Below are 20426 nucleotides of genomic sequence, written 5' to 3' on the forward strand. Positions count from 1 at the left end.
TATTAGACTATTGAGAATATCGCAGCACCGTACAGTGCAAACCTCAAAAATCGCAGCAATCCAATGAGTACCCAATTCTTGAATGGATATTTAAGCATTCCAGCAACTAGGCTAGCCATAGAAAAAGGAAGCGGTAAAAGAGCGCCTACTCCAATTAAAATTCCACCCCATTTGCGTGCCATTAGTAACTGTTTAGCCATTTTTACTTCTAAATATTGATGTATAGATGGAATTTTAAGAGCACGTCTTCCTATAAAATAAGAAGTCATTCCACCCAAGTACGAAAAAAGAGCTAGTAAAAACAAGTTTAATACAGGTGAGCTAGTTTCACCAGCCCAAGCTATGAATAATTCTGGCGGAACTAATCCAAGAATAGTTTCAGAGGCATAAAAGAAAGCAAGAACTCCATAATCAGGTAAATTTTCTACAGCATATTTCAATGCTACAGGAATTTCCATTACAAAAAAGTGAACCAGCAACAAGATAATCACAATAGCGATCACTGGCGGCATTGATTTTTTAATGCTGTCGATCACAAACTCGTAAAATCCAGTGATTTTATAGTACCGGTGAGCACGTTTTGGTTCAAATTTTCTTTTCTTTTTATCTAGCACTTGTTCCATTTTTGATGGCAGGAAAATAAGCCTACAAAAATACGGTGTCTCATTCTATTAATTGTTAAAGAAGACTGAATTAAAAAGAAACTAAAATTCCATCATCATCAAGCTAGATAAACCTTTTAAATGCCCTATTTTTGCAAATCTCAAAAAAATAGCATTGTATGAATTCCCCAGAAAATAGCACTGAAATTAAATCCCTTTACGATTATCAAGAACGTGATTTAGCGGCTATTTTTGATAGAATAAACAATAAACCAGATGACTATAATATGGTTTATCAGCTACCTACTGGTGGTGGTAAAACTGTTGTCTTTTCTGAAATCGTACGTCGATATCTAGAGCAAAAAAATAAGAAAGTTGTAATCCTTACACACCGTATAGAATTGTGTAAGCAAACAAGCAAGATGTTGAAAGGTTTTGGCGTAAGAAATAAAGTGATCAACTCAAAAGTTAAGGATCTTAATGATCAAAAAGACTACGATTGCTTTGTAGCGATGGTAGAGACCTTAAATAACAGAATTCAAGATGATAAACTTCTCCTTGAAGATATTGGGTTGGTAATCATTGACGAGGCGCATTACAATAGTTTCCGTAAGTTGTTTAAGTACTTTGAACATTGTTTTATGCTAGGTGTTACGGCAACTCCTTTAAGCTCTAACTTCAAATTGCCAATGAAGGATAATTACAAGGAGCTTATTGTAGGTGATAGTATTTCAACGCTAGTAGAAAAAGGATTTTTAGCACAAGCTGTGACTCATACATATGATGTCGGATTGAGTGGATTAACTATTGGTATGAATGGAGATTATACGGTTAAATCCAGTGAGGCCCTTTATACTAATGCAACCATGCAGGATAAGTTGTTAACCTCGTATAATGAAATTTGTAAAGGAAAGAAAACACTAATCTTTAATAATGGTATACGTACTAGTCTAGAAGTTGAAGATACTTTTAGAAGAGCTGGTATTGAGATCAGGCATTTAGATAATACTAATACAAAAGAGGAGCGACGTGAGATATTAAAATGGTTTAAAGAAAAACCAGATGCCGTCCTTACTTCAGTGAGTATTTTAACTACAGGTTTTGATGAACCTTCTGTAGAATGTATTGTTCTTAATCGTGCTACAAAATCTCTTACTCTATATTTTCAAATGATAGGTCGTGGATCTAGAATATTTGAGAACAAAAAGGAATTTCACATCATCGACCTAGGAAACAACGTCGCCAGATTTGGATTATGGAATGAGCCTATCGACTGGCAACAAATTTTCAGAACACCAGACTTCTACGTAGAAAACATAGTGTCTGATGAGGAAATAGAGCGCAATTTTGTATATAAAATGCCAGATGATGTAAGAGCCGAATTTCCTAATACAACAGACTTTACCTTTGATATAAAAGGAGCTTATAAACGAATCACAAAAGAAGGACGTAAGTCCAAAGAGGTACTAGACGAATCTATAGCTCAACACGTACAATGGTGCGTAGAAAATAGTGAAGATGTATTCGACGCACGTATTTTAGCTAGGTTGTTAAAGGATGATATTAAGGATAGAGTAAAACGTTATGCTTACTGTATTATCAATAATACCAACAATTACAAGGAATGGTTAGAAGAGGATTACTACCGTCGTTTGCGTATGGGAATCCAACAAGCCTTTGCCGGTATAGAGGCTTAAAATAGTATAGGTAATTAGGTTGTGAATTACGCTTTCGCGAAAGCGTACTCTCTACAAGCACCACTAGATAGGTAAGTATTTTTATGGAATAATTAGGAGCAATGCACCGCTATAGGTTGTAATTTACCCATTATGAAAATGAAAATATACAATCTTGTTGCAATAGCTATTTTTTCTGGTTTAATGATTTCATGTGTTTCATCACGAGGAATTAATTTTAAAAAACAAGCCAGAACAAGTAATAGTTCAGTACCACTAGTTAACGAGATAAATCACCAACAATGGGATGATTTACTAAAAAAACATGTTAGTGAAGAAGGACTGGTGGATTATAAAGGATTTCAAAAAGATAGTGCTTTATTGTCCGAGTATTTAACATACCTATCAGAAAATGAACCTTCTGAAAAATGGAGTTACGAGGAACAACTAGCGTATTTCATAAATCTTTATAATGCGAGCACGGTACACCTGATAGTAAAAAATTACCCTATTAAAAGTATTAAAGATGTAGAAGCTACCATATCTCCTTTTTTGAAAAAATTTATTCAAATAGGTGATGAAAAACTGTCTCTAGCCGATGTAGAAAAGGGAATCCTGCAGAAAATGAATGAGCCTAGAATTCATTTTGCCATTAATTGTGCATCTTATTCTTGCCCCAAGTTAATGAGAGAGGCTTATACAGCAAAGAACGTGGATTCTTTAATGGAGCAGGCAACAACGGAGTTCATTAACTCTGATAAAAACGAGATAACAAGTGTTAGAGTAAGAATCTCTGAAATATTTAAATGGTATAAGAAGGATTTTTTAAAACAAGCTAATTCTATAGACGAATACATTAATCAATATTCTAGAGTTAAAATTCAACCGACTACCGAGATTAATTATTTAGAATATGATTGGAGACTTAATGAAGTAGGTGTCAATTAACGAATATTACTCAATAATTACACGACCAGTATACAATTCTTCTACGTTTAAAACAGGTGGCTCTTCGGTTAGAATTAAATTCCCTGTACTCAGTAAGGAGCCTGTCACTTGTTGTTTTGCTTGAAGAAATATATCGTTAGTACCTCTATGGTAGACCGTAGCTGTTTGCACCTCTAGGTTTCTACCTTCAAACCTCGAGTCTCCTAAAAGAAATTTTAGATCGAGTTCATTCACAGTTCCTTTTAAAAAGAAATTACTCAGACCATTTGTTTCTATAGAAAGCTTATCTACATTAATATCGAGATCAAAATCGCCGCTAATATGAAAAGCATCCTCTTCTTCGGTATCCTCACATAGCAAGGTAAGTTCGTTCAAATTAAGAGTGCCTGAACTTTTCACAGCAAGGCCAGAACTGTTTCTTAAAACTTGAAGATCAGGTAAGGTTACGTATACTTTAGTTACTCCATATTCCCGTACCAAGTTACAACTATTATTGTTTTTGATGGATAGGGTAGCATCGGCTACTGTAATATCAATATCATTTACAAGATTTTCGCCAGTTTCTAGGATTACTTCATAAGGTCCTTGTGATACAATAAGCTGGCTACGTTCATAAACTATAATTTTATTGAAACCTGTAATATCATAATCAATTTGTACTAGGTCACCCGATGTTTGCACACAGTCATTAGCATTCTCTGAATCACAAGAGAAAAGAATCACGACAAAAAGGAAAAAGAATGCTTTTTTCATAGTTATAATCTTATACCAATTCCAAATTCAACAGCTTCAGCTTTGGCGCCATGTGAATGCACATTTACCACTCCAAAAAATTTATCACCAAAGTATCTTTTAAGTCCTAATCTATTATAAACTCGATTTTCAAATTCTACTGGCCAGTAAACATAGTAGCCTAAGTGTGTGATAAAAGCAATTTTATTAAAACGTAATTCGTGACCTATGAAAACACCAACTCTCTTAAAATCCGTATCGGCGCTTATATTATTCTCAGGAAACGCAATAGATTGATGTTTGATATATTCCTTTAAAAAATAAGAAACAAATAATTCTGATCCTGCTAACAACGTGCTTTTACGGTTAATTTTTTTATCTATAAAACCGGTAAAAACATAAAAGGGGAATTGACCACTTGCATTGATATCACTTTCATTTATTCCACTCCTAAGTACGAAATTGTATTTAAAAGGTTCTGTGTATTTTTTACTTTCAGTATTAGGAAGATAATCAGGGAATTGGTCGTGTTTAAATTGATAGCTTAAACCTGCCGTAAGTGCAAAGGTGTTTGTACTATTATTAGGAGCTTTAATGTTTGCATTAGAATAATGAATGATGGTAAAACCAGCGTGAATACCTAATCCTTTAATTAGATTTTCTTTTACATATCCAAATTTTAGGTAAGTCGAGCTCAGTAACCTAGTGCCGTAAGCGTTGTTTATATAATTAGTATTACGATCATAGGGACTACTAGTATAGGCGATACCTTGACCAATTCTTAAAGTCAAACTTCGTTTCAAAAAGTAGAAATTAAAATGTCCGTATAGGCCAATATTTTCTCCTAAATATTGGTTTTTCATATCTTGATAAGATAGAGAAAAACCCCAGTCAGGATAGTTGAATCGTCTTTCCCATTGATTATAACCGTATGTTTTCTTGTTATAACTTACGATAAAACCTGTAGGATGATCAGTGATTAAATGAGCTATATCAGGATTGTGTTCTAGAATGGTACCATAAAATGGATTGAAGTCTAAAGAAAAGGATTTTATCTCACTATCTTGGGAATGAGCATGGTAACAACTAGAAAAAAGAAGTATATAAAAAAAGTATTTATATTTTGTCAAAGGTTGGTTTTAGGATTCTCTCAAAAGTAAGAAACAACTTAGAAAAACACCCAACCAAGGAATAATTTAAGAGCTCTATTTTAATAGACTCCAATTAATTACATTTCAATTTTACTCAATTCCTTATAGTTTCTTTTCAATCTTTTGAGTAAAATTCCATAAACCAAGCTGTAAATCCCGTAAATCACAAGACACATTACCAATAAGTAAATAAAGGTAAACCCTAAAAACATCAATTTAATTTTTAATTCATGTCCTGCGTTTGAAGGAGCATGCACCATATTGTAAATTCTAGGGTCATTTTCTAACATTAGGACACTAAAAATCACACCGTATACAAAGACAAAGGCTAGGTTAAACCAGATATAAGCCCTCATTGTTTTACGAGTAATGATAATGTTACGCAACAATTCCTTTACAGGTTGAACTGCTGATATGCGACGGTAGTTACGGTAAAATAAATACACAAAAATTATGAGCGCGATGTAACTAAATACGTACGTCCCATAATGAAAACTCTCACCGGTGATTTCAATGGCCTCATCTCTAGCATCAGTCATAAAGGGAAGAAAACTTACCAAGGTGAGTAGTGCAAATTCAATTAACGCAATGTAGAGTAACCATTTTACGATGTTACTACTTTTCTTGTGAAGCATACTGCTCAGTGCAGTTGTAGAAAATTTAGGTAAACCTTTTTCCTGTTGCTTCCAGTTTTCTTTTAAAATATCTAATTGATCCATAGTTTATGGATTTACAAGTTTAGCAAGTTTTGTTTTTATTCGATTCATCTTTACTCGGGCATTTACCTCGCTTATACCCAAAGTGTATGAAATCTCCTTATAATTTTTATCCTCCAGATATAAAAAAACAAGAGCTTTGTCTATATCATTAAGTTGTTTAATAGCACTGTACAATAAAGTAAGTTGTTCGTTTGAATCATCTTCCTCTTTACGGTCTTCAATTTTAAATTGTACGCTATCGTATTCTTGAGTCTTGACTCTACGTTTGTTTTTACGATACAATGTAATTGCCGTATTCAGTGCTACACGATACATCCAGGTTGAAAACTTGCTATCACCTCTAAATTTGGGATAGGCTTTCCACAGTTGTATCGTAACTTCTTGAAACAAATCATTATGTGCATCTTGATCATTGGTATATAACCGGCATATTTTGTGCACGATATTCTGGTGTTTATCAAGTAGCTCTACAAATTGTTTTTCTTGGTCTGGTTTCACAAAATCAGATTATGCTTATAAGTAGTTTAGGTTTACTTTTTGTTACAATACAAATGATAAATTTAAAAAAGTAGGTAGTGAGTACGCTTTCGCGAAAGCGTATAATCACATTCTATCATATAACAGTCCAGAATGTATGAAAAAAAAAGCCTATTTCTTATCTTTGTTATTCATTACAAATATGAAATAAAGACCTCTTTTATGAGTAAATACGATGTAGCCGTTATAGGCTCGGGACCTGGTGGATATGTTGCAGCAATTCGATGTGCACAACTAGGTATGAAAACTGCCATTATAGAAAAATACAATACATTGGGTGGAACCTGTTTGAATGTGGGTTGTATTCCATCAAAAGCACTTTTAGACTCTTCTCATCATTACGATGATGCGATGAGACATTTTGAAGAGCACGGTATTGATATTCCAGGTGATATTAAGATCAATTTTGAAAAAATGATCGCTCGTAAACAAAAAGTAGTTGATCAAACTTGTGATGGTGTAGCATTTCTTATGAAAAAGAACAACATCGATGTTTTTACTGGAATGGGATCCTTTGTCGATGCTACTCACATTAAAATAGAAGGTGAAGAAACACAAACTATCGAGGCAGCAAAAACTATAATTGCAACAGGTTCAAAACCTGCAACACTGCCATTTATAGAACTAGATAAGGAGCGTATCATTACATCTACCGAAGCATTATCGCTTAAGGAAATACCTAAACACATGATCGTAATAGGTGGTGGAGTAATAGGACTAGAGCTAGGTCAGGTTTATCGTCGTCTAGGAGCCGATGTTACCGTGATTGAATACATGGATCGCATTACTCCTGGAATGGATAAGGTTTTATCTAAAGAGCTTACCAAGGTTCTTAAAAAGCAAGGAGTAAAATTCCAGTTATCTCATGCGGTTAATAAAGTGGAACGCAATGGTGATGAAGTAACGGTAACGGCAAAAAATAAAAAGGGAGAAGAAGTAAGTTTTACTGGTGATTACGTTTTAGTAAGTGTAGGTCGTCGCCCTTATACGGATAAATTAAATGCTACCGCAGCAGGTGTAAAGGTTAATGAGCGTGGTCAAATAGAGGTAAATGAACATTTACAAACCAATGTTTCAAACATTTATGCGATAGGAGATGTAGTACGTGGCGCTATGCTAGCTCACAAGGCAGAAGAAGAAGGTGTATTTGTAGCCGAAACTATTGCAGGTCAAAAGCCACATATTAATTACAACCTTATTCCTAATGTAATTTACACTTGGCCAGAAGTAGCAAGTGTAGGTCAAACGGAAGAACAACTTAAGGAAGCTGGGGCAAATTACAAAGTTGGTCAATTTCCTATGAGAGCTTTAGGGCGATCTAGAGCAAGTGGTGACATTGATGGATTAATAAAGATTATTGCCGACAAAGCAACCGACGAGGTTCTAGGTGTACACATGATAGGTGCTCGAGTAGCCGACCTAATTTCAGAAGCTGTAACAGCAATGGAATTTAGAGCTAGCGCCGAGGATATTGCTAGAATGTCACACGCACATCCTACCTATGCCGAGGCTGTTAAAGAAGCGGCTCTTGCTGCAACTGATGATCGTGCTCTACATGTATAATATTGTATAAGTAATGAATTTATAAAGTGCGAGTTTTAATTTACTCGCACTTTTTGTTTCTAAATTAGTAAGTGAACAAACGACAAACATATTCTATCCAAAAGGATGCTGCGGCATTTAAAACTGCCTTAATACATTTTTTTAATAAGGAATCTTTTTCTTTTTATTAGACAGCAACCATCATCAGGATCAATATGCTAATTATGATTGGTTAGTGGCAGTAGGTGCTCTAGAAAAGTTAATTCCCCAATCAGGTGATGCTTTTAATAGTTTGAGATCCTTTAGAGAAGAATTCCCAGATTGGTGTTTTGGATGGTTGACCTACGACTTAAAAAATGAGGTAGAAGAACTTGAGTCATTGAATGTAGATGGGATGCAAATACCGGTAATGCAATTTGTAGTACCTCAATATGTATTTAGTTGTAAAAAGGGACAGGTAGAATTACATGCCTATGTAAACGATTCGAGAGTTGTTACTGACTTAATTAATCAGATAGTTCAGGATCCAATAACTCATCACGCAACAGTAGTTAAATCTCAGTTTATTGAAGCTCGAGATGAAGAAGATACGTACATAAAAAAGGCCCATCGATTTTTAAACCATATTAAGCGAGGTGATATTTATGAAGCAAACTTTTGCACAGAATTTTTTGCTTATGATGCCTATTTTGATAGTGTAAAAGCATATAATGATTTAAATAAAATAAGTGAACCTCCATTTGCAGCTTATGTAAGAAGTAATGAGTTCTCACTAATATCAGCTAGTCCAGAAAGATATTTACAAAAAAAAGGAACTAAGATCATATCACAACCGATAAAAGGAACAGCTGCAAGATCTGGACATTTTGTGGTGGATGAATCTTTAAAAGAAAAATTACAAAACGATCCTAAAGAACGTTCTGAAAATGTCATGATCGTTGATCTGGTGCGCAATGATTTATCAAGAGTAGCGCAAAAAGGAAGCGTGCAAGTAGAAGAACTTTTTGGTGTTTACACCTTTAAACAAGTGCATCAAATGATAAGTACTATTACTTGTGAACTTAGGGAAGAAATAAGCGCTGTTGATGCGATTGAAAATTCCTTTCCTATGGGCAGTATGACAGGCGCTCCTAAAATAAGTGCCATGAAAATTATAGAAGAGCAAGAAAGCTTTAAACGCGGTTTGTACAGCGGTTCAGTAGGGTATTTTACTCCAAATGATGATTTTGATTTCAATGTGGTTATCAGATCTATATTGTATAACTCAAATTTAAAATACCTGTCTTTTTCAGTAGGTAGTGCCTTAACCGTTGCAGCACAACCCGAAAAAGAATATCAAGAATGTATGCTTAAGGCTAGAGCTATGAAGAATGTTTTAGCTTTACAAGGCTTTGAAGCACGATAAGTATGTTACAAGATTTTAAACAACATATTCAAACTGAATTTCCAGAACTTTTAAATGCATCTCTATTAATTGCAGTAAGCGGCGGTTGTGATAGTATGGTATTGTGGGATTTAATTCATCGGTCTGGTTTGAACTATGCCGTGACTCATTGTAACTTCCTTCTTAGAGATAATGAAAGTGATAAAGATCAAGAGCTTGTTGTTAATAAAGCGCAAGAACTAGGCGTTGTTTGTCATACAACTAGCTTTAATACTCAAGAGTTTATGAAGCAGCACAACATGGCTGTTCAAGAAGCTGCTAGAAAATTAAGATACGAATATTTCTATGCTATGTGCAGGGAATTTAATTATGATTACATTCTCACTGCTCACCATTTAGATGATCAAATTGAAACATTCTTTATGCATCTTAATCGTGGTGCAGGATTAAATGGTCTTACAGGCATACCTGACCGCAATAATAAAATCCGAAGACCATTATTGATTTTCTCTAGAGAGAGAATTGAAAACTATGCAACAAATAATCAGGTAGAGTATAGAGAGGACGCAAGCAATAATCAAAATAACTATTTACGCAACCAATTGCGTAATCTCGTGCTTCCTCAATTGTATAAAGCTTTACCACAATTAAGGGAAAATCTTCCTAAAGTGTTGGTTAATTTAAAGGCTAGTAAACAATTACAAGATGATGCGGTATCACGCTTTCGCGAAAGCGTAATCACACAGGTTCAGGATGAAATACATTTCTCGGTCAAAGCATTAAAATCTTACCATCAAGCTGGTTCGTATTTATATGAAGTTGTCAATCAATATACAGCCGTTAACTACGATGAATTAATGCAATTTATGAATTCACCAAGTGGTAAGAGATTAGAATTAGGTGCTTATCAATTATGGCGAGATAGAGAATATTTTAAGTTAATTCCCGTACCGAAAAAGCTTGAATTTGATGTAAGTATGCCTATAGAAAATTCTAAAGTGGAAACTGAGATAGGAACTTTTGAACTTGAAATTCAATCGGTAAATAATCCATTAGAGGTTGTAAAAAATGAAGCAAGCAAGAATAATTTGTTTCTTGATGCTGAATTAATAGTCGCTCCTCTAAAAATAACAAATTGGAAAGCAGGAGATAAATTACAGCCATTTGGTATGAAGGGGAAAAGTCAATTAGTAAGTGATATACTTACAAATTATAAGGTTTCTACCTTTGAAAAGCCCAATGTTCCAGTATTGCGTTATCTTGGTCATTTATTATCGGTGATAGGGTATAGAAACAGCATTCATTTTCCAGTTACATCATCTACTAAAAAACTATTAAAAATAACTTTTCATTCATGAGAAACTACCTAAGCATTTTATTGTGCTTTTTGAGCTTTTATGCTTTTGCACAGTTTGGTGACCAAGATCCTACCAATTGGAATACAACCGTTGAAAAAATAGCTAAAAACGAATATGTTTTTAAAACTCAAGTAACTCTAGAACCTGGATGGCATTTATATTCTCAAACAGGTGAAAAGGGTAGAGGACCTATTCCAACTACATTTAGTTATTACGGAGTTGAAGATAAAATTGAACTTATCGGTGTAAATAAGGAGGAAGGATCTTTTGCAGAGTTTTCTTCAGTTTGGGATTTCAATGTGTATCAATTTTCTGATAAAGGTAGTTTTGAACAACGGGTGAAAATACTAGATGAATCTCTAGAATACATCGTTGGAGAAATAGGTTATCAGGTATGTGATGATGAAAAGTGTTTAAGACCAACTTCTTTTTCATACGTGTATAAACTAAATCCTGATGTTGTAGTTCCTGATGACGCCACTGATATCATTGATGTTTATTATGATGAAGAAAAGGAGCCTTTACTTTCGCAAGGACCTGAACCCAGTTCCATTCCACTAAAGGAAAGTCATGACTTAGAATCTAAATCAGAATCTGATGTACAAGCATCTGAAAGTGATACAAGTAAAAACAAAATGATAAAATTGAAAATGACACTGAAGAAAAGAGCTTATGGGGTATTTTCTTGGTTTCCTTTTTAGCCGGTTTTGCAGCCTTATTAACACCTTGTGTATTTCCAATGATACCGCTTACGGTGAGTTTCTTTACTAAACAAAGTAGTAATCGAGCTAAAGGAATATCAAACGCTATTCTATATGGCTTTTTTATCATATTAATCTATGTGTTGTTAGGTAGTGTAGTGGTGGCTATTTTTGGTGACCGTATCCTGAATGCCATGTCTACTAATGCTTATGTCAATTTAGGTTTTTTCATCATTCTTATAATTTTTGCCGCTTCTTTCCTTGGAGCGTTTGAAATTACCTTACCGCAATCTTGGGCAAATAAAGTCGACGAAAAATCCAATAAAGGTGGATTTATAGGTATATTTTTTATGGCTTTGGCTTTAGCCATAATTTCATTTTCTTGTACGGGACCTATTGTTGGATCCTTGATCCTTGAAGCATCTAGTAAAGGTGGAGTAGCACCTATTGTTGGTATGCTAGGATTCTCGACTGCTCTTGCTCTTCCTTTTACTTTGTTTGCCATCTTTCCTGGCTGGATGAATTCGTTACCAAAATCAGGTGGATGGTTGAATACAGTTAAAGTTGTTTTGGGTTTTTTAGAGTTAGCGTTAGCATTCAAATTTTTATCCAACGCAGATTTAGTTTATCAATTCATGCTGTTACCACGTGAGGTGTTCCTGGCCTTTTGGATAGCCATATTTGGTTCATTAACCTTGTATTTATTTGGTAGAATTAAAATGCCATACGATGGACCAGAGTCAACTATTTCAGTAGGTAGAGCCTTGTTAGGTGTGGTTGTTTTATCCTTTACTATATACATGATTCCTGGTATGTGGGGTGCACCACTAAAAATTATATCAGGTTTTCCACCGCCATTAAATTATGCGGAGTCACCTTATGGAGTAGGTTACAAAAAGCTTACTGAAGTGACAGAGATTCCTGAACATGCTCATTTAGGTGTACACGACATCATAACTTTTGATGATTATGATGAAGGATTGGCTTATGCTAAACAAGTCAATAAACCCGTGTTAGTAGATTTCACTGGTTATGCTTGTGTAAACTGCCGTAAAATGGAAGAACGTGTTTGGTCAGATCCTAGAATTTTGCCCATATTAAAGAATGACTTTGTGATGATTTCTTTATACGTAGATGATCAAAACAAACTACCCAAAGAAGAGCAATATGAAAGTGAAGTTTTAGGAGGGAAGGTAAGAACGATAGGAGATAAGTGGTACGAGTTACAAAAGAAGCAATTTAAGAATGCAGCACAACCTTATTACGTAAAACTTAATGCGGATGGAACTCAAAAAGGAATGCCTGATCCAGTAGGTTATACTCCAGACATAAATGAATATAGAGATTGGTTAAAAGAAGGTATCGAATAATTTATTCGATACCTTACAATAAATTACATAACCCGTTTGAAGCTTCAAACGGGTTTTTTTATTGCTAGCTTATCTTAATCTACTTAACTATTTTATATTCTTCCTATGCATTTTAAAGGTTTAAGGATCTTATTCTTTATCGATGATTTGGTCAAATCGGAATCGAGTTTGGGCAGTGTGAACACTTTTATTAATGATGTATATAGAGGAGTTTCTTTTTGAAAAAGAATAGAAATATAGATACAACAATGCCTGAATAATTAGACTATTTTGGATACAGATTATACTTCTTATGTCTGTCTTGAGATCGCTTATAATCTCAAATGCTTAAGTAACTGTATTAGATGAATTCTTAATTTACGCATCATGTAGGTTTTTAAAAGACTTTTCAGCTTAGTTTAGGTGTTGATGTAAAATGTCTTTTTTCTTAGAATATGTTCAAAACTATATCCACTTTTGATATTCATAAATTAGAGAAATAAAAAAAGCTGCCCGATTGGGCAGCTTTATATTAACAGAAAGAACAGTTAGATTAGTTTACTCTAAAAGTAACTCTTCTTACCATTTGTCTAGCTTGTGCGCTATTTTTATCTACTGATGCATCTTCACCATCACCGTTAACAGTTAACCTTGAAGCGTCAATACCAGCTGCAACCATTACATCATTTACCATCTTAGCACGACGCTCAGACAATTGTTTGTTGTATTCTGGGCTTCCGATTTCGTCAGCATATCCAGTCAAAGTAGCAGTTGCAGAAGGGTGATCCTTCATGTACTGTACGATAGTGTTAAGAGCTCCTAAACTATAAGTAGTAGGCTTAGTGCTGTTAAACTGGAAATATACATTTACATAACCTTCGTTGATTAATTTTTTAACTAGATCAGAGTCAGCAGCTCCAGCTTGATTCATCATGTTTTCAGCATCGGTCTTATTTACATAAGTATTAGCTAAAGAACTTTCCATATCATCTGGTATACCGTTTTTGTTCATGTCGATTGCACGACCTTTACTATCAACTCTTACACCACTTTCAGTAGTATTATCACGGTCTAAATAGTTAGGAACACCATCTTGATCATCATCTGCTTGCTCGCGAGCCATTTTATCAACAGCTGCTGCCATTTCAGCAATTTTCTCATCGTACATGTCTGGAGCCCAGTCTGCATGAATGTCATTACTACCTAGGTAAATATTTAAACCTGCAGAAGCATTCACAACAAATCCATTAAATCCTCTAGTTCCTGTTCTTCCTAAACCGTCAAAAGTATAGTCTTGTCTTACATGTCCTAGTATAGATAAATCTCCGAATAAAGCTACTCGATTTGATAATCTCACTTGTGGAGTAACACCAAGTTGAAAATTAAGCATGTAGTCTTCATCTAATTCAACAGGTTCAACTGGCTTAAGAGTAGATACACCCATACCACCGTGAACTAAAAGTCCTAATCGATCGTCTAATTGATTCAGTCCAATAATATGACCTGCGTTAAGCACACCTTCAAGTGTTGCTCTTACATACCTGCTTTCAAAATCACGGCTTTCTTCATCTGCATTGAAGCTATTATATCCTAAATCAAGATTAAAACCAAATTTATTGTTCACCATGTAACGAATACCTAAATCTGCCTGCCACAAGGATGGTGTGTTAGTAAAGGCTCCTGATGATACTGGTCTTACAGGTTTTGTTACACCAGCACCAACATCGATCGACCACTTGTTAAAGTCATTTACTTTAACATCTGATTCCATTTCGTCATTTTGTGCAACAGCTATACTAGCTACTAAAGCCATTGCCAAAAAATACTTTTTTTCATGAAGTTTGTTTTTTTGCTTTCTATTAAGCGACAAAGATACTTGTTTTTAAGAGATAGGCTAATCTTTTCTTACTTTTTAGTCTTAAAATTTAATTAAACGTTTTAGTGACTAATCGCTACCTTTGCCTTCTTGTTATTAAATATATGGTAAAAAATATCTGTTGTATTGGAGCAGGATATGTTGGTGGTCCTACAATGACTGTGATAGCAGCTAAATGTCCTCATCTTAAGGTTAATGTAGTTGATATTAATACGAAAAGAATTGAAGCTTGGAATCATTCTGATGTTTCCAAAATTCCTATTTACGAACCAGGTCTATCTGACTTAGTAAAACAAGCTAGAGGAAGAAATCTATTTTTCTCGACAGAGGTCGATCAAGCGATCAAGGAAGCTGATATGATTTTTATTTCCGTAAATACTCCTACAAAAACCTATGGAGTAGGAAAAGGAATGGCGGCCGATTTAAAATACATTGAATTATGTGCTAGACAGATTGCCGATGTTGCAGAGGATGACAAAATAATAGTTGAAAAAAGTACACTACCTGTTCGTACGGCCGAAGCACTCAAAAATATTCTTGACAATACTTCCAAGGACGTAAAGTTTCAAATTTTATCCAATCCAGAATTTCTTGCAGAAGGAACTGCTGTTCAAGATTTGTTAAATCCAGACCGAGTACTTATAGGTGGTGAACAAACTGAGGAAGGACGTATGGCCCAAAAGGCTTTAGTAGATATTTATGCTAATTGGGTGCCTTCTGATAGAATTTTGACGACCAACGTTTGGTCTTCAGAGCTTTCTAAACTTACTGCCAATGCGTTTCTCGCACAACGAGTTAGTAGTATAAACGCACTTAGTGAGCTTTGTGAAAAAACTGAAGCTGATGTCAATGAGGTAGCGAGAGCTATAGGAACTGATTCTAGGATAGGATCTAAGTTTTTGAAAGCATCCGTTGGTTTTGGAGGTAGTTGTTTTCAAAAGGACATTTTAAATCTTGTATACATTTCTAGGTCTTATGGTTTGCAAGAGGTAGCTGACTATTGGGAGCAGGTGATTATAATGAATGATCATCAAAAAAGGCGATTTGCATCTAATATTGTAAAAACGCTTTATAATACTGTTTCAGGCAAGAAAATAGCAATGCTTGGTTGGGCGTTTAAAAAAGATACGAATGACACCCGGGAATCTGCAAGTATATATGTAGCAGATGACCTACTTAATGAACAGGCAGAAATTGTGGTTTACGATCCTAAAGTAAATGCTGAACAGATTTATGCCGATTTAGATTATTTAAATACTCGAAGTAGCGAAGAAAATAGAAAAGGAGTTACTGTTGTTAACGATCCTATGGAGTGTTTCGATCAAGCTCATGCAATTGCTATTATGACAGAGTGGGATGAGTTTAAAGATTTCGATTGGAAATCTATTTATAACAAAATGTTGAAACCTGCGTTCCTATTCGATGGTCGTATGATTTTGGATCATGATAAAATGGAAGATATAGGATTTAAAATGTATACTATAGGTAAAGGTTAGAAGTATTTCGCTTTCGCGAAAGCGTAATTACAACATCAATGAGAAAAACAATTGTTATAACAGGAGGAGCTGGATTTATAGGTTCGGAAGTGGTGCGGTTATTTGTTACCGAGTATCCAGATGCTCATATTATTAATCTTGATGCGCTTACCTATGCAGGAAATTTAGAGAACCTTAAAATTATCGAGCACAAAGAGAATTATACATTCTATCGGGTAAATATCAATGATGCTCACGCTATAGAAACTGTATTTAAAAATCATTCAATTGATGTGGTTATACATCTAGCTGCAGAATCTCATGTTGATCGATCCATAAGTGATCCACTAGCCTTTGCTCGTACTAATGTTTTAGGAACTCTTAATCTTTTAGAAGTTTGTAGATCAACTTGGAATAAGGATTTTACTAATAAGTTGTTTTATCATATAAGTACTGATGAGGTTTATGGTGCTTTAGGTGAGAAAGGTCTTTTTACTGAAGAATCACCTTACAGTCCTAATTCGCCTTACTCGGCCAGTAAAGCTAGTAGTGATCATTTTGTGCGCGCTTATCATGAAACTTATGGTTTGCCTATTGTTATAAGTAATTGTTCAAATAACTATGGACCTTATCAATTTCCTGAGAAATTAATACCGTTGTTTATTAATAATATTAAACATGGAAAACCATTACCTGTTTATGGAGATGGTAATTACACACGGGATTGGTTGTATGTTAAAGATCATGCCTTGGCAATTAAAACTATAATGGAGCAAGGGCAATTAGGTGAGACCTATAACATTGGTGGTCATAATGAATGGAAAAATATTGATCTTGTACAGTTATTGTGTGATGAAATGGATGTGATGCTGGATAATGATGCAGGAACGAGTAGGTCTTTAATTACTTTTGTAAACGATAGACCGGGACATGATTTAAGATATGCCATTGATGCGTCCAAAATGTTAAACGAATTAGGATGGATGCCATCAGTATCTTTTGAACAAGGTTTAAAAGAAACAATCTCATGGTACCTAGAAAATCCTTTATGGTTACAACGGGTAACTTCTGGTGCTTACAAAGAATATTATAACCAACAGTATAAATAAATGAAAGGTATTGTATTAGCAGGTGGCTCGGGAACTAGATTGCATCCTTTAACCATAGCAGTGAGTAAGCAATTGCTACCTGTTTATGACAAACCTATGATTTATTACCCCTTATCTGTACTCATGCTGGCAGGTATAAGAGAGATTTTAATTATTTCAACTCCGCATGATTTACCAAATTTTAAAAAACTTTTAGGCGATGGTTCAGATTACGGGATACGTCTGCAATATAAAGAGCAACCATCACCTGATGGTTTGGCACAGGCTTTCATAATAGGTGAGGATTTTATAGGAGATGAAGATGTAGCTATGGTGTTGGGAGATAATATCTTTTATGGAGCAGGATTCTCTCAAGTACTGCAAAGTGCTGTACGTACTGTAACCAATGAAAAGCGAGCAGTCGTATTTGGTAATTATGTTAAAGACCCAGAACGTTATGGAGTTGCCTCTTTTGATAAAGATGGTCAATTAATCAGCATTGAAGAAAAACCTAAACAACCTAAAAGTAATTTTGCTGTAGTTGGTTTGTATTTCTATCCAAATTCTGTTATTAATGTCGCTAAAAGATTGAAACCTAGTGATCGAGGAGAGTTGGAAATCACTAGTTTGAATCAATATTATTTAGAAAAAAGGGAACTGAGCTTAGAAATTTTGAGTAGAGGTTTTGCCTGGTTGGACACAGGTACTCACGAGGCACTTTCTGAGGCAACGGAATTTGTAAAAGCCATAGAGAATAGGGCTGGATTAAAAATTTCATGTTTAGAAGAAATTGCTATTAAAATGGGTTGGGTTGATAAAAACGAAGTTGCAGAAAGAGTTAAAACTCTAAAAGGTTCTTATTTCGAATACTTAAAAAGGATAACCTTCTCGTAACTCTTATGCAGTGAGTTATTTTTGTACTTTCGCAAATTCAAATATTTAAGGTGAAATCAATTAAAGTTTTAGTTACAGGTGCTGCTGGTTTTATAGGTAGCAATCTTTGCGAGTTCTTATTGAATAATAATTATAATGTTATAGGACTGGATAATTTTTCTAATGGTCACCGTTATAATATTGAGCCTTTTATTCAACATCCTAATTTCACTTTTATAGAAGGGGATATTAGGGATTTAGATACTTGTCATAGTGCCGTAGCTGATTGTGATTACGTTCTTCATCAAGCTGCTTTGGGTAGTGTTCCTAGATCAATAAAAGACCCGATCACTTCAAACGATGTTAATGTAAGCGGTTTTCTGAATATGCTAGTAGCATGTAAAGATGCAGGAGTAAAGAAAATGGTATATGCGGCTAGTAGTTCTACTTACGGAGACTCCGAATCGTTGCCAAAGGTGGAAGACAAAATAGGTCGTCCCTTATCTCCGTACGCTATTACAAAATTTGTTAATGAGCTGTATGCGGATGTTTTCTACAAAACCTATGGGCTTAACACTATCGGTCTTAGGTACTTTAATGTTTTTGGCCGTAAACAAGATCCAAACGGAGCCTATGCAGCTGTGATTCCAAAATTTACTTCTAGCCTAATGAAGAAAGAATCACCTATTATAAACGGTGACGGTACCTACAGTCGTGATTTTACTTACATCGATAATGTGATTCAAGCTAACGTAAAGGCGATGTTGGTTGATTCTCAAGAAAGTGAAAATCAGGTGTTTAATGTGGCCTACGGTGATCGAACTACATTAATTGAACTAATTGAGTATTTGAAAAAGCACTTAAGTAAATTTGATTCTGATATTCGAGATGTGGTAATTAAGCACGGGCCTAATCGTGCAGGTGATATCCCTCATTCACTAGCTTCTATTGAAAAAGCTAAACGACTCCTTGGGTATGAGCCTAAGTTTAATATTGATCAAGGTCTCAAAGAGGCTGTAGAATGGTATTGGAATAATTTATAATTAGTTAATCTACGCTTTCGCGAAAGCGATCAAAACAAACGAGAAATGAATAAGAAAATTTGTGTTATTGGTTTGGGTTATGTAGGACTTCCTTTAGCTAGGCTCTTTGCTACCCAATACGATGTTGTGGGCTTTGATATTAATCAAGCTAGGGTAGATGAGCTTAATAAGGGTAGAGATAATACACTTGAAGTAGATGAAGAAACACTTCAGAAAGTGCTTAAAAATGAGTCAAATGATTCTTATGGATTGTATTGTACTACTCAATTAGAAGATATTGCAGACGCTCAAATATACATTATCACGGTTCCTACACCAGTTGATAAAAATAATCGTCCTGTATTAATTCCGCTTCAAAAAGCTAGTGAAACGGTTGGGCAGGTACTTAAAAAAGGAGATATTGTTATCTATGAATCTACGGTATACCCAGGAGCGACTGAAGAGGAGTGTATACCAGTATTGGAACAAGTTAGTGGTCTTAGGTTTAATACTGACTTTTATGCGGGCTATTCACCAGAACGTATTAATCCAGGAGATAAGTTACATACCGTTGATAAAATTCTGAAAGTTACTTCAGGAAGTACTTCAGAAATAGGTCAGGAAATTGATGAGCTTTATAAGTCAGTTATTACTGCAGGTACACATCTCGCACCAACAATAAAAGTTGCTGAGGCAGCAAAAGTTATTGAAAATTCTCAACGGGATATTAATATTGCCTTTGTCAATGAACTAGCTAAAATTTTTAATTTGTTAGAAATAGACACACATGCAGTTCTTGAAGCAGCCGGCACCAAATGGAATTTTTTACCATTCAAACCAGGTTTAGTAGGTGGTCATTGTATAGGGGTAGATCCTTATTACTTAGCACAAAAAGCACAAGAAGTAGGTTATCATCCTGAGATTATTTTGGCTGGGAGACGTATGAATGATAGCATGGGTGCTTATGTAGCAGGGCAATTTGTTAAACTCATGTTAGCTGAAAATATTTCGGTAAAAGATGCCAAGGTGTTAGTTCTAGGAATAACATTTAAAGAAAATTGTCCAGATATAAGAAATACTAAAGTTGTAGACGTTATTCAAAATTTGAAAGAATACGGGATAGATGTAAGTGTTCATGATCCTATGGCAAACCCAGATGAAGTATTTGAAGAGTACGGTTACTACTCACACAAAGAATTTAAGAAAGAACGTTATTCAGGAATATTACTAGCGGTTGCACATGAGGAGTATCTTGATATTGATTTAAATAAGTATTTAGAAAAAGAAAGTATTATTTACGACGTAAAAAATGTTTTAGGTACAAAATCACATGGTAAACTATAATAATTTGATACCTCATAATAGAGAAAATAAACCTACTTTTGCAACTTTA

General features: G+C 34.8%; 16 protein-coding genes and 1 pseudogene. 11 read left to right on the top strand and 6 right to left on the bottom strand.

Annotated elements, in window-relative coordinates; genetic code table 11:
* Positions 1-2: 2 nt before the first annotated feature.
* The gene (locus tag BST91_RS03880; protein ID WP_042278553.1) at positions 3-623 is read right to left on the bottom strand and encodes a YqaA family protein; all 621 of its coding nucleotides are present in this window, start codon (positions 621-623) and stop codon (positions 3-5) included.
* 158 nt (positions 624-781) lie between these two features.
* On the opposite strand from BST91_RS03880, the gene BST91_RS03885 reads away from it, so the two are divergent.
* Together BST91_RS03885 and BST91_RS03890 are read left to right on the top strand one after the other, a co-directional pair.
* Positions 782-2299: a DEAD/DEAH box helicase gene (locus BST91_RS03885; RefSeq protein WP_042278554.1), complete on the top strand. Its 1518-nt coding sequence runs from the start codon at positions 782-784 to the stop codon at positions 2297-2299.
* Positions 2300-2431: 132 nt separating this feature from the next.
* Complete coding sequence (locus tag BST91_RS03890; RefSeq protein WP_085774531.1) at positions 2432-3226, top strand: DUF547 domain-containing protein; 795 nt, start codon at positions 2432-2434, stop codon at positions 3224-3226.
* A 6-nt stretch (positions 3227-3232) separates the two neighbouring features.
* Here the strand turns inward: BST91_RS03890 and BST91_RS03895 are convergent, their stop codons facing one another.
* The 4 genes from BST91_RS03895 to BST91_RS03910 all read right to left on the bottom strand — a co-directional run bounded on the left by BST91_RS03895 (position 3233) and on the right by BST91_RS03910 (position 6326).
* Entirely contained in the window at positions 3233-3979 is a 747-nt protein-coding gene (locus BST91_RS03895) for a head GIN domain-containing protein (protein ID WP_085774532.1), read from the bottom strand.
* 2 nt (positions 3980-3981) lie between these two features.
* Positions 3982-5088 carry an acyloxyacyl hydrolase gene (locus BST91_RS03900; RefSeq protein ID WP_085774533.1) on the bottom strand — a complete coding sequence of 369 codons (1107 nt, stop codon included), beginning with the start codon at positions 5086-5088 and terminating at the stop codon, positions 3982-3984.
* 98 nt (positions 5089-5186) lie between these two features.
* Positions 5187-5828, bottom strand: a complete 642-nt coding sequence (locus BST91_RS03905; RefSeq protein ID WP_060522727.1) for a hypothetical protein — start codon at positions 5826-5828, stop codon at positions 5187-5189.
* Between the two features lie 3 nt (positions 5829-5831).
* A complete protein-coding gene (locus BST91_RS03910; protein WP_042278559.1) occupies positions 5832-6326 on the bottom strand; it encodes an RNA polymerase sigma factor in 495 nt (164 codons plus the stop codon).
* Positions 6327-6527: 201 nt separating this feature from the next.
* Between BST91_RS03910 and lpdA the strand changes: the two genes are divergently transcribed.
* The 4 genes and pseudogenes from lpdA (at position 6528) to BST91_RS13560 (ending at position 12720) form a co-directional block, all read left to right on the top strand.
* Complete coding sequence (gene lpdA, locus BST91_RS03915) at positions 6528-7928, top strand: dihydrolipoyl dehydrogenase (protein WP_042278560.1); 1401 nt, start codon at positions 6528-6530, stop codon at positions 7926-7928.
* Positions 7929-8142: 214 nt separating this feature from the next.
* Positions 8143-9312 (top strand): anthranilate synthase component I family protein, encoded by a 1170-nt coding sequence (locus BST91_RS03920; protein WP_157546885.1) that lies wholly within the window; start codon positions 8143-8145, stop codon positions 9310-9312.
* Positions 9313-9314: 2 nt separating this feature from the next.
* Positions 9315-10649: a tRNA lysidine(34) synthetase TilS gene (tilS, locus tag BST91_RS03925; protein WP_085774534.1), complete on the top strand. Its 1335-nt coding sequence runs from the start codon at positions 9315-9317 to the stop codon at positions 10647-10649.
* Positions 10646-12720, top strand: a pseudogene (locus BST91_RS13560) (protein-disulfide reductase DsbD family protein). Before tilS ends, BST91_RS13560 begins: the two are co-directional and overlap by 4 nt.
* Positions 12721-13252: 532 nt before the next feature.
* Here the strand turns inward: BST91_RS13560 and BST91_RS03935 are convergent.
* Positions 13253-14512: an OmpA family protein gene (locus BST91_RS03935; RefSeq protein ID WP_085774535.1), complete on the bottom strand. Its 1260-nt coding sequence runs from the start codon at positions 14510-14512 to the stop codon at positions 13253-13255.
* Positions 14513-14679: 167 nt separating this feature from the next.
* On the opposite strand from BST91_RS03935, the gene BST91_RS03940 reads away from it, so the two are divergent.
* The 5 genes from BST91_RS03940 to BST91_RS03960 are packed head-to-tail and all read left to right on the top strand — an operon-like array spanning position 14680 to position 20377.
* Positions 14680-16071, top strand: coding sequence for a UDP-glucose 6-dehydrogenase (locus BST91_RS03940; protein ID WP_085774536.1), 1392 nt, complete (start codon positions 14680-14682; stop codon positions 16069-16071).
* 38 nt (positions 16072-16109) lie between these two features.
* Positions 16110-17159, top strand: a complete 1050-nt coding sequence (gene rfbB, locus BST91_RS03945) for a dTDP-glucose 4,6-dehydratase (RefSeq protein ID WP_085774537.1) — start codon at positions 16110-16112, stop codon at positions 17157-17159.
* The gene (gene rfbA, locus BST91_RS03950) at positions 17160-18032 is read left to right on the top strand and encodes a glucose-1-phosphate thymidylyltransferase RfbA (protein WP_085774538.1); all 873 of its coding nucleotides are present in this window, start codon (positions 17160-17162) and stop codon (positions 18030-18032) included.
* Between the two features lie 50 nt (positions 18033-18082).
* On the top strand, positions 18083-19054 hold the full coding sequence (locus tag BST91_RS03955) for an SDR family oxidoreductase (RefSeq protein WP_317043059.1): 972 nt from the start codon (positions 18083-18085) through the stop codon (positions 19052-19054).
* 45 nt (positions 19055-19099) lie between these two features.
* Positions 19100-20377, top strand: a complete 1278-nt coding sequence (locus BST91_RS03960; RefSeq protein WP_085774540.1) for a nucleotide sugar dehydrogenase — start codon at positions 19100-19102, stop codon at positions 20375-20377.
* Positions 20378-20426: the final 49 nt, after the last annotated feature.

The sequence above is a fragment of the Nonlabens tegetincola genome (assembly GCF_002117085.1).
Lineage (GTDB): Bacteria > Bacteroidota > Bacteroidia > Flavobacteriales > Flavobacteriaceae > Nonlabens > Nonlabens tegetincola.

Excerpts from the sequence above, each read along its gene's own strand:
- rfbB (WP_085774537.1), top strand. The coding sequence starts at position 16,110 with ATGAGAAAAACAATTGTTATAACAGGAGGAGCTGGATTTATAGGTTCG.
- BST91_RS03895 (WP_085774532.1), bottom strand. The coding sequence starts at position 3,979 with ATGAAAAAAGCATTCTTTTTCCTTTTTGTCGTGATTCTTTTCTCTTGT.
- tilS (WP_085774534.1), top strand. The coding sequence starts at position 9,315 with ATGTTACAAGATTTTAAACAACATATTCAAACTGAATTTCCAGAACTT.
- rfbA (WP_085774538.1), top strand. The coding sequence starts at position 17,160 with ATGAAAGGTATTGTATTAGCAGGTGGCTCGGGAACTAGATTGCATCCT.
- lpdA (WP_042278560.1), top strand. The coding sequence starts at position 6,528 with ATGAGTAAATACGATGTAGCCGTTATAGGCTCGGGACCTGGTGGATAT.
- BST91_RS03905 (WP_060522727.1), bottom strand. The coding sequence starts at position 5,828 with ATGGATCAATTAGATATTTTAAAAGAAAACTGGAAGCAACAGGAAAAA.
- BST91_RS03940 (WP_085774536.1), top strand. The coding sequence starts at position 14,680 with ATGGTAAAAAATATCTGTTGTATTGGAGCAGGATATGTTGGTGGTCCT.
- BST91_RS03890 (WP_085774531.1), top strand. The coding sequence starts at position 2,432 with ATGAAAATGAAAATATACAATCTTGTTGCAATAGCTATTTTTTCTGGT.
- BST91_RS03885 (WP_042278554.1), top strand. The coding sequence starts at position 782 with ATGAATTCCCCAGAAAATAGCACTGAAATTAAATCCCTTTACGATTAT.
- BST91_RS03935 (WP_085774535.1), bottom strand. The coding sequence starts at position 14,512 with ATGGCTTTAGTAGCTAGTATAGCTGTTGCACAAAATGACGAAATGGAA.
- BST91_RS03880 (WP_042278553.1), bottom strand. The coding sequence starts at position 623 with ATGGAACAAGTGCTAGATAAAAAGAAAAGAAAATTTGAACCAAAACGT.
- BST91_RS03960 (WP_085774540.1), top strand. The coding sequence starts at position 19,100 with ATGAATAAGAAAATTTGTGTTATTGGTTTGGGTTATGTAGGACTTCCT.